The 9829-nt window shown below is 59.1% G+C and carries 6 protein-coding genes; 4 read left to right on the top strand and 2 right to left on the bottom strand.

The features are described from left to right. The first annotated feature begins 1056 nt into the window (after positions 1-1056). Both F6X42_RS40630 and F6X42_RS40625 read left to right on the top strand, forming a co-directional pair. Complete coding sequence (locus F6X42_RS40630; RefSeq protein WP_187639435.1) at positions 1057-3114, top strand: alkaline phosphatase family protein; 2058 nt, start codon at positions 1057-1059, stop codon at positions 3112-3114. A gap of 229 nt (positions 3115-3343) precedes the next feature. Then, positions 3344-4105 carry a transposase gene (locus F6X42_RS40625; RefSeq protein WP_187639434.1) on the top strand — a complete coding sequence of 254 codons (762 nt, stop codon included), beginning with the start codon at positions 3344-3346 and terminating at the stop codon, positions 4103-4105. 336 nt (positions 4106-4441) lie between these two features. On the opposite strand, the gene F6X42_RS40620 is transcribed toward F6X42_RS40625, so the two are convergent. Continuing rightward, complete coding sequence (locus F6X42_RS40620; RefSeq protein WP_187639433.1) at positions 4442-5245, bottom strand: hypothetical protein; 804 nt, start codon at positions 5243-5245, stop codon at positions 4442-4444. 416 nt (positions 5246-5661) lie between these two features. Between F6X42_RS40620 and F6X42_RS45460 the strand changes: the two genes are divergently transcribed. Together F6X42_RS45460 and F6X42_RS40610 are read left to right on the top strand one after the other, a co-directional pair. Continuing rightward, positions 5662-7386, top strand: coding sequence for a methyl-accepting chemotaxis protein (locus F6X42_RS45460; protein WP_281394099.1), 1725 nt, complete (start codon positions 5662-5664; stop codon positions 7384-7386). Between the two features lie 283 nt (positions 7387-7669). After that, positions 7670-7933, top strand: a complete 264-nt coding sequence (locus F6X42_RS40610) for a hypothetical protein (protein WP_187639431.1) — start codon at positions 7670-7672, stop codon at positions 7931-7933. Between the two features lie 130 nt (positions 7934-8063). Here the strand turns inward: F6X42_RS40610 and F6X42_RS40605 are convergent, their stop codons facing one another. Further along, complete coding sequence (locus F6X42_RS40605) at positions 8064-9221, bottom strand: GGDEF domain-containing protein (RefSeq protein ID WP_246530512.1); 1158 nt, start codon at positions 9219-9221, stop codon at positions 8064-8066. Positions 9222-9829 lie beyond the last annotated feature (608 nt).

Below are 9829 nucleotides of genomic sequence, written 5' to 3'. Positions count from 1 at the left end.
GCGGATACGCCAGCTTCAAAACCATGCGGACCGTGCTGTTCCTGATCGCAGGCAAGCTCGACTTCTCGGCCTTCAATCCACATGCCTCGTGAGCCGCATTACCCACTCCACTTTTGAAATAGCCGGATTTTTTTTGGTTCAGCGCGGGCGTTCGGGGAAGGGCTCTGGTCGACCCCTTTGAGCCGTTCAGAAACGACTCGCGAGCGGCAGCTTCCGGCCCGACATGAGCCAATCGTTTCACGTCAACTGCAGCCTGCACGTTGTAGCCAACCGTTCCCGTGTGGCGCGGGTCTTCCCGCAGGGTTCCGTGAACCAATGTGCAAGACTAGCGTGGCTTGCCTTCGTGTTCGTCAACCGCAGCGCGAAATCGCTCGGCCTATGCCGAGTTCTCGTCGCACCACTGGATCGCGCAGCGCTGCACCGCCTCGATAGCGTCCGCGTCGGAGGGCGGATTCAACCGGTGGATGCAATAGCTTGCTGGAATCGTTCGGCGGGCGTCTCTTAGTCCAGCGTCTTTCTTGGACGCTCGTTCAGTCGTCTTGCCACAGCACTGCTGAGCGACGACTGATCCGGCGTGCGGGCGGCGCAGGCCGCCCGGGACCGGCCGTGTTTTCTGCACCGCCACCGCGACACACGGCCTAGATCTACTGGGACTTACGAATTTTACTTTTTCTTACACGTGCAGTGAAAAGCCGACTGAAGCATCGGCCCGGTATTCACCTTTGCCCTTGCGGTCGGGCGAGTCTTTGATCTTATTCGCGGCGCGAGCCCCGTACGGCGCGGCTGCGACGATCGGTACACAAAATCGAAGATGCGTCTCGCCAGTTGCATGCGCGAAGCAACGTAAACAATCAGCAAGAAGCCTGGCCCACGTTTGTTATCTGCGCGTCGGGACATTGAAACCTGATGTTCTCGCTTCCGTCATGCGTGCCCTTTATGTTTCGCACTTCAACGAATCTCCTATAACAAGGTCCCCGCGGTCAACCGACGCACACCTGCACACCTACCCTTCGATCTTGCAACCCCCACAAGAGCCGTATGGCAACGGAGTAGTGAATGAAGCGAAAACAAGAAGCCCCACAAAAATTCGTGCGGCGCGCCGGTCTTATCGGCACCGCAGCCGCACTGACGGTAGCCTGCTCGATATTCCCAGCCCTCGCGCAAACGCAGTCGCATCCGCCAACGAACGCGGATCCATCTCTAGACACCGTCACGCCGATCAAGCACGTGATCGTAATCGTCGGCGAGAACCGCACTTTCGACCAGGTCTTCGGCGGCTACCAGCCGGGTCACGGACAAACGATCGAGAATCTGCTCTCGAAGGGCATCATCAATGCCGACGGCAGCCCGGGCCCGAACTTCTCGCTTGCGCAGCAAAACATGGCGCAAGCGACGGATCCGACCACCTTCCTGATGAGTCCCACTTCGAAAACGGCATACTCCGCGCTGCCCGCGCCGAACACCGGTTCCGCTCCGAGCGCCACCAGCGATACGAGCGCGCCCTTTACGACGCTTGCTGAAGCACAGGCCGCCGAGGGCAACGCGCTCGAGCCGCAAGATCTCGTTCATCTGACAACGGGTGCGACGGGTCTTCCGAAAGGCGCTGTCGACACGCGCTTTGGCTCGAATACGTACAACCTGCCGAGCGGTCCCTATCAGATCTCGCGCGTCGGGCCGAATTACGATCAGTACACCGCGAGCCCAGTGCATCGCTTTTATCAGAACTGGCAGCAATCGGATTGCAGTCTCGCCAATGCCACTGCCAGCAATCCGAGCGGATGCAAGATGGATCTCTTCGCGTGGGTCGAGACGTCGATCGGAGCGGGGTCCAACGGCAGCCCCCGGCCGGCTGGCTTTACCGATCAGACAACGGGCGAAGGCTCGACGGCACTCGGTTTCTATAACGCGAGCACCGGCGATATGCCCTACTTCACGCAGCTTGCGCAGAAATACACGATTAGCGACAACTATCACCAGCCGGTGATGGGCGGCACGGGCGCGAACAGCATCATGATCGGCACGGCCGACGCGCTTTACTACACGGACGGCAACGGAAATATGTCCACGCCCCCGAAGAACCAGATCGAAGACCCGCGTCCGATGCCGGGCACGAACAACTGGTATGCGCAGGACGGCTACTCGGGCGGCTCTTACAGTAATTGCTCGGACACGTCACAACCGGGTGTCGGTCCGATTCGCAACTACCTGGGGTCGCTGCCCTACCATCCGAGCGCGAACTGTGCGGCAGGTGCGTACTACCTGCTAAACAATTACAACCCGGGCTATAACGGCAACGGCACGGTCAATACGAGCCCGTTTACGATCCCGCCTTCGCCGGTTCGCACAATTGCAGACTCGCTGCTCGCCAGGCAGATCTCGTGGAAGTACTACGGCGAAGACTGGAACACATTCGTCACAAACCCGTCTCAGAGCGTCTATTGCAACATCTGCAATCCGTTCCTCTACGAGGCGTCGATCATGACGAACCCGGCGACCGTGAAGGCGCACCTGCAGGACTCGACGGATCTCTACGCCGACATCGCAAACGGCACGCTGCCCGCGGTCTCCTTCGTGAAGCCGGGCGGACGCCTCGATGGTCACCCCGCCTCGTCGAAATATGACCTATACGAAGGATTCGTGCGCAAGATCATCGATTCGGTTCAGAGCAATCCGAAACTGTGGGCATCGACCGCGATCCTCATCACCAACGATGAAGGCGGTGGCTACTACGATTCGGGTTATATCCAGCCGGTCGACTTCTTCGGTGACGGTCCGCGTATTCCGCTGATCGTGGTCTCGCCTTATTCTCAAGGCGGACGCGTCGCGCACGAGTACGACGATCACGCGTCCATCGTGAAGTTCATCGAGCGCAACTGGCAGCTCGCCCCGATCACGGGCCGCAGCCGCGACAATCTGCCGAATCCGAAACAGACCGGCTCGAACCCGTATGTGCCGGTCAACGCACCCGCGATCGGCGATCTATTCGGCGCGTTCCATTTCGACCAAGGCGTGAGCGGTAACGGCAATCACGGCGATCAAGGCGGCAATGGCAACGGCAGCATCGCCAGCAACGCGCAAGGCCAGAACGGCGGCAAAGGATGGTGGCCGTTCTGAGGTTCTGAAGCCGGGAATCCGTGGTTTCGGAGCAGTCCAGACGCGGCGCGATGAAAATCGCGCCGAGTTTTTTCACGACGCGGGGCCTGCGATGACTTCACTCTTCGAATATGCCCTCACGCTGAGTCTTCAATAGGACTTACGCGAAAAGCCACGCCTGAGCGCGGAAACGAATTGTTACGAAGCGACGTAAACCCAAAGCGAAGCCAAGGTTCGTAATGTCGAGGGCATGACGAAACGCCCGACCCGCCTGGATTACTGCCAGTACCTGCTGGTGAGTCCGATCAACCACACGCTCACGAACTTCGCCGACCATGTTGAAGATATGAGCCACGATGCCATCAACCGGTTTTTGCGTAACGAGAAGATGACGCCGCGTCTCGTATGGGACAACGTGCGTGAACAGATCGCGGATCACGAGGAAGGTTGCATCGCGTTCGACGACACGATCATCGATAAGGATTTCTCGCACAAGATCGAACTGGTCCGGCGCCAGTACAGCGGCAACGCCCACGGCCTGATCAAAGGGATCGGCATGGTGAACTGCGTGTATGTGAACCCGCTGACGCAGGAGCACTGGATTATCGACTACCGGCTCTACGACCCGGACGGCGACGGCAAGACGAAACTGGATCACGTGCGCGACATGCTGACCAACCTGGTTCATCATAAAGGCCTGCCGTTCCGGCGTGTCCTGATGGATACCTGGTATGCCACGCGCGATCTGATGCTGTTCATCGAGTCGCGGCCTGCGCTGGAAGATCGAGCAGTTTCATCGCGAGGCCAAACAACTGACCGGGATCGAGCGCTGCCAATGCCGCAAAGCGCGCATCCAGCGCAATCACATCGCCTGCGCCGTACTGGTATGATTCGTCTCGCTGAGATCGCCAGGCAAACCTGCCGTACCCTCTATCAGGTCAAACACCAGATGCTCGACGACTTCCTCCGTCAGCAGCTCAAAAATCCGACCGTTCGAATGAAATTTGCGTAAGTCCTAGGTGCGTGAAGCGCCTCGACGCATAGATTTATAACCCTCGGGTACGACCAAGACGCCGGCGAATCCACTCGGCCGTGAATAGTTACCGAATCGACAGTCCGGGAGCGGCTCAATTGGTCTGCCGTAACTTACACGAACCGCTGCCCACTCAAATCGATTCACTGATGGTTTAGAGAACCGATATCATGGCAGCAGTTTTCCGCTGCACACAACAGTAAGTTTTGTCTTTCCTTTCTTCATGGGTCTTCCTACAGCAAGGTTGTTGTCTCGCTAACGCCTGGGCCCTCATGATTCGGCCACTGCCGGCCGCGCGTTTCCCGCCGACTTCGATCAGGGTTTCGCATCCTCCGGCTTGGGGTTCCGGGCCGCAGCCAAACGGCTTTGTACAGCGACGAGTTGGTCATCGGTAGTCGCCACCAGCCACAAACGTGAGTGCTCCGCAATTTGGCGGTTGTGATCCTTCAACGGTCCCATTGTGGCGGCGGACTTCCAGGTCACCGGGCCAATTCGGCTGCTCCGGCCCGACGGCGCACCCACCAGCAGGCAGTAAGGTCCAAGAGGAAGCGAGACGAACGGAAGGGCCGGACTAGCGCGCACGCGCCAGTCGATGAACGGCGCCTCGCTGATGAGCAGCGGCAAGGGCAAGCCGTAAAGTACACTGAAATCGTACAGCGACAGTTGCTCGCGCGCGCCCGCGTAGATACGCCGGATATCGTCGACAACCGCAGCGCGGATTTCATCGTCGAACATGGGCTCCTGCGCATAGCGTGCAGAGGCTTCCTGAGCGTCAATCTGATATGAGCTGAACAGGCCAAGTTCCACGCAGTCCTGCACTGCGCGCTGGACCTCCACCATAGAGCCGGCTTCCTCCGGCTTGCCCAACTGCGCTGCCCTCAAAAACCGGGCAAGACCCGCCTCCTGGATCGGAGGACCCTCCACAGACGCATCGTCGTCAGCATCCTTGTCGAGCGGCACGAAAATGTATTCTTCGGCCGCGAAGCGCGACTTCTTGCCTTCGTCAAACTTGATTTCGCCATCGATGCAGTCCAGATAGCGAGTACCGATACGGCCATGCTCCCAGACCCAATTCTTCAGGAGCGGACGTAGCGGATGCAGCCTGTCGTGATTAGCCATGGGTGTCTCCAACTGCCCAAGTATAGATCCAAGTGGCCGCTTGCTCTGTTGGGGTCTAGTCTGGCAACGTTCGAACTAGACGGACAATCCAGAGATACTTTGCGCCTTCGTGTCATGGCCAGCGGCATCGCGAACGACAGCAATCAGCCGAGCAACGGCCGTTCATGCGCCTTCCGTGAACGGCTCTAACTGGCCGACATGAGCCCGATCGGATTTAATGCAATCTGAGCTCGGGGCAGTTGACCATCGGTCGCTAAGTGGACGGTCGCATTCGGACAATCGGCTACTTTGCAGCCAAACTATAAGTATTAACCCTTAAGTTTCCGTCCTTCTTGTCGTTATACAGAATTGCCCGGCAAGCCGGTGACCAGGTGGCAGATCTTGAAAGATGGAACTCTGATATGCGGTTGAACAACATGAAAATAGGAGCGCGCCTCGCGCTGGCGTTCGCAGTCACGTTGCTTCTAACGTTCGCACTTGCAGCCGTATCACTGAGTGGACTGAGTGGCTTCAACCAGGACGTCAATAACGTCACGCGCTCGCGCATGCCGGTGTTGTGGGATCTGCACAAGCTGCTCGAAATCACTCGCGGGCAGGCGGTGATGGAACGCGACGCATTGGCCGCGTTGGCAGGCAACCAGTCGGAGGTCGTAAGCGGCAATCTGCAATCGATCGGCAATGGTCACGATATCGTGTCCAAGGCAGTCGAAGAAATCCAGAAACTCCTCGACACGGACCAGGGCAAAGAGCTCTGGGCCAATGTAGCGTCCGCCCGTCAGGCGTATTTGTCCGACCGGGCGGCAGTCATCGCGCAGATCAAGGCCGGCGACGCCGAAGGGGCACGCCAGAAGTTACTGAGCGAACAGGTGCCGCTGGAGAACCAGTACCTCGGCGCAGTCCAAGCCCTGATCGATTATGTCGGCAACCAGGTGGCGACCGAGCACGACGCATCGAGCGCATCGTATGCCAACGCTCGCCTGCTCGTACTGGTGCTCGCGGCGCTCGCGCTGGCGGTCGGAGGGGCCTGCGCGCTGCTGGTCACGCGCTCGATCGTCCGGCCGCTGCAAGTAGCCGTCGATGCGGCTGAGAAAGTTGCGCAGGGCAACCTGGCCACGCGGATCGACGCGGATGGCAGGGACGAGACGGGGCAACTGCTTCGCTCGCTTCGCAGCATGACCGAAAGCCTGTCTAACACCGTCGGCGAGATCCGCATGGGCGCCGAGTCGGTAATGACGGGCGCGCGACAGATCGCGCAGGGCAACATCGACCTGTCTTCTCGCACGGAGGAGCAGGCGGCGTCGCTGCAGGAAACGGCGGCGAGCATGGAGGAACTCACGGCCACCGTCAAGCAGAACTCGGAGAACGCTCGCCAGGCGAGCGGCCTCGCGGACAGTGCGCATGCTGTTGCCAAAGAAGGTTCGGCAATCGTCGGGGAGGTAGTCGGGACGATGGCGGGCATCGAGGAAAGCGCGGGCAAGATCGCCGAAATCACCGGCGTGATCGAGGGCATCGCATTCCAGACCAACATCCTCGCACTCAATGCGGCGGTGGAGGCAGCGCGTGCGGGCGAGCAGGGTCGGGGCTTCGCGGTGGTAGCCAGCGAAGTGCGCTCTCTGGCGCAGCGCTCGTCGGTAGCGGCGAAGGAAATCAAGGAGCTGATCGAGACCTCGGGCAGCCGCGTGCAAGCCGGAACCGACCTGGTCGCGCGGGCAGGAGAGACGATGGACAAGGTTGGCACAGCGATTCAGCGCGTGACCGACATCATGGGCGAGATCGCGTCGGCTTCGAGCGAGCAGAGCCGCGGCATTGAACAGGTGCACCAGGCGATCAGTCAAATGGACCAGGTCACGCAGCAGAATGCGGCGCTGGTCGAAGAGGCGGCGGCAGGGGCTGGCTCGCTTGAGGACCAGGCGAAGCAGTTGCGCGCTGCGGTGGCGGTGTTCCGCACGGCGCAGGCCGATATCGCCGCGCCAGCCGCGCGCCCGCTGTCTGTTGCGAAGCCGCCAGCAGCGAAGCGGCCCGTCCGTGTGGCCGAGCGTGCCGTATCAACCACGAAAGTCCCCGCGCCGATACCGCGGCGCGCTGACTCGCCGGTGACGGTCGAGGGCGCAGACTGGGAAACGTTCGACAGCGTCGCATGAAGAGAAGACATCAACGCCGGTCAGCCAGTAGATCACCACGGTAACTCGTCCCATCGTCTGGCGGACAGTCTGCAACGGTTTTGAACGGCGGCTTTCCGCAAAACCGACCGTCTCTTTGGGGTCGATCCCGGCCTCTTGTTGCCACTGCGAAAAGCACGCCGCTCGCTCAACATACCATACGCAATCACCGGTCCAGGCACGACGCCGATAGCCACGTCGGTCCCGCCGATGCCCGGCCTTTCTGGCCTAAGATATTTCAAAGAAGATCCGTGCGAGGGGCATCATGAAAGCACTTATCGTTGCTGCGACATTGGCGGCTGGCTGTTCCATCACCTACGCGCAGACTTACCCGCAGGGAGCGCTGGCTGACCAAAGCACGGGGGCCTATAGAGCGCAATTGGAAGCGCAGAAGCAACAGATCGAACTCCAGAACGAACAACTCCAATTACTGAAACAACAGCGCGACCTGGATTTGCTGAGGCAGCAGCGCGAACTCGATTCGCTGAGACAACAGCGCCAATTTGACTTGCTCAGACAGAAGCGCTAGATCGCTGTGAGGCGCGGCACACGCCTCAAGATCCGGCTGAGGCGATTCCCGGCCACGAACGGTCCTTCATATTCTCTTGGCGAATGTCTGCTGATCAGCGTCTGGCCGCCATCCGCTCTCAGAGATTTGGTCAATTTGGCTTCGGTGCTTCCGTGACGGCTTCGATCGTTTGAGCACGAGCAGAGACCGCTGCGACGACACGATTCCGCCCCATAGCCTTTGCCGAATAAAGCGCCGCGTCGGATCGCGCCATCAGGTTTTTCAGCGATTCGCCCGTCTCATATTCCGAGACGCCAGCGCTGAACGTGCACTCCACTTCTCCGCCGGGGATGACTAGCTCAGCCGTGGCAATTTGCAGGCGCAAACGATCAACTATTGCAACAGCGTCTGCTCCGGAGGTTTCTGGCAACAGGACCGCAAACTCTTCCCCGCCAAGACGCCCAAAAATATCGCCTCGCCTGATACCCTTCGACATGATGGAAGCGAAGTGAACCAGCGCGCTGTCTCCGACTGCATGACCGTGTCCGTCGTTTATTGCTTTGAAATGGTCAATATCAAGAATTGCAACAGCCAAGCGCAACCTTGTACGGTTCGCATGCGCTAGCAGCAATTCGGCGCGAGCCATAAACTCGCGCCGAACGAGCGCTCCGGTCAGATCATCAACAGTCGCCAGCCGCTCCATCCGCTCAGCCATGCGGTCATACGCGAGCATGACTACACCTATCGAAAGGCACGGCAAGGTTAATATGCCGATGCCGATATACGCGACGTTCATAGGTGTCAGGTCTAGAAAGTGTGCGTGCTGTTCCCAGCCTAGACCGGTCACGATCGCCCGAGCAATGTAGACGAGCCCTCCGAGCACCGCGACGAAGGCTAGGAATTGATAGCTGTACCGAGGCCGATGCGGAGGACGCATGATGTATACCGTCCAGCCGATACATAGACGAAAGTAGCCAACGAAGGCAGCCATCGAAATAATCCGGGCATCCGGGTTCGGCGAAACATAGGTCCAGTAAACAAGGCCGATTACCAGAATGACGTATGCCACAACCGCGTGGGGTTGCGAAGGGCGAAGGGCGAAAAACTTTCTGAAACCTTGCAGCGCTACGATTGGGATGGCTGCAAGGAGCGCACTGGATATGAGAATAGCCATGGGCGTTGGGGAGGCGCCACACAACGTCAGAACGACCAATGCGGACACGGCCAGAATGTTTGCACCGAACCAGCGGTACAGCCCAGGAATCCCGGACAGCGAACTCAATATGAGTACGCTCACGGCGGTCGACATGATTCCGACAATATAAAGACCAACAGGGCTGAACATAGCTTTGCGGTGTGAACCTTTCCTCCAGGATTAGAGCAAGGCGGAATGGGGAGCGTCCTGTTGCGTTCGAACCGATCTTTGTAAACATTGAAGCCCGCCTAAGTGGGCGGGCTGAATCCTTGTCGGGGAAGACATGAGAAGTCGTGGTAAGTATAAACCCCTAATGCCGGATATGGTGGGCCCACACGGACTCTTGCACCGGTTCCACCCGTAGTCGGTCCGACATCGGCCCGGTCTTCGACATAAGACCTGTGAACGTTGGTGGGCAGCTAGAGGTGCGGATGGACCCGCAACCGGCATGTCCAATCGGATCACTTCTCGTGAACACGCACGGGACCGACCATTGATCGGCTTGAGCGGCTCGGTTTGAGCAAGCCGAAACGGCCGCTCTTGAACGTGGCGGAGACGTTCGCAAATATTCGCCGAAGGGCCGGAGTGGGTCGACCGGAGACGTTCGCGCGTCTCTGCGCTGGCATCATGAACCAAGTCTGGATAGTTCAAAATTAAATGAACCGCGGATTCGGCGTTCGTTGGACGGTTTCGCCGCAAAGCCTCATATCGTGGGTATGTGA

Origin of the sequence: Paraburkholderia podalyriae, from assembly GCF_014397785.1 — a bacterium.
GTDB classification, from domain to species: Bacteria; Pseudomonadota; Gammaproteobacteria; order Burkholderiales; family Burkholderiaceae; genus Paraburkholderia; species Paraburkholderia podalyriae.
The sequence above is the reverse complement of the archived record's forward strand: the minus strand, read 5'-3'. Positions and strand labels throughout refer to the sequence as shown.

Bases quoted from the DNA above. Each gene is read 5' to 3' on its own strand.
- F6X42_RS40625 (WP_187639434.1), top strand. From the start codon at position 3,344: ATGACGAAACGCCCGACCCGCCTGGATTACTGCCAGTACCTGCTGGTG.
- F6X42_RS45460 (WP_281394099.1), top strand. From the start codon at position 5,662: ATGAAAATAGGAGCGCGCCTCGCGCTGGCGTTCGCAGTCACGTTGCTT.
- F6X42_RS40630 (WP_187639435.1), top strand. From the start codon at position 1,057: ATGAAGCGAAAACAAGAAGCCCCACAAAAATTCGTGCGGCGCGCCGGT.
- F6X42_RS40605 (WP_246530512.1), bottom strand. From the start codon at position 9,221: ATGTCGACCGCCGTGAGCGTACTCATATTGAGTTCGCTGTCCGGGATT.
- F6X42_RS40620 (WP_187639433.1), bottom strand. From the start codon at position 5,245: ATGGCTAATCACGACAGGCTGCATCCGCTACGTCCGCTCCTGAAGAAT.
- F6X42_RS40610 (WP_187639431.1), top strand. From the start codon at position 7,670: ATGAAAGCACTTATCGTTGCTGCGACATTGGCGGCTGGCTGTTCCATC.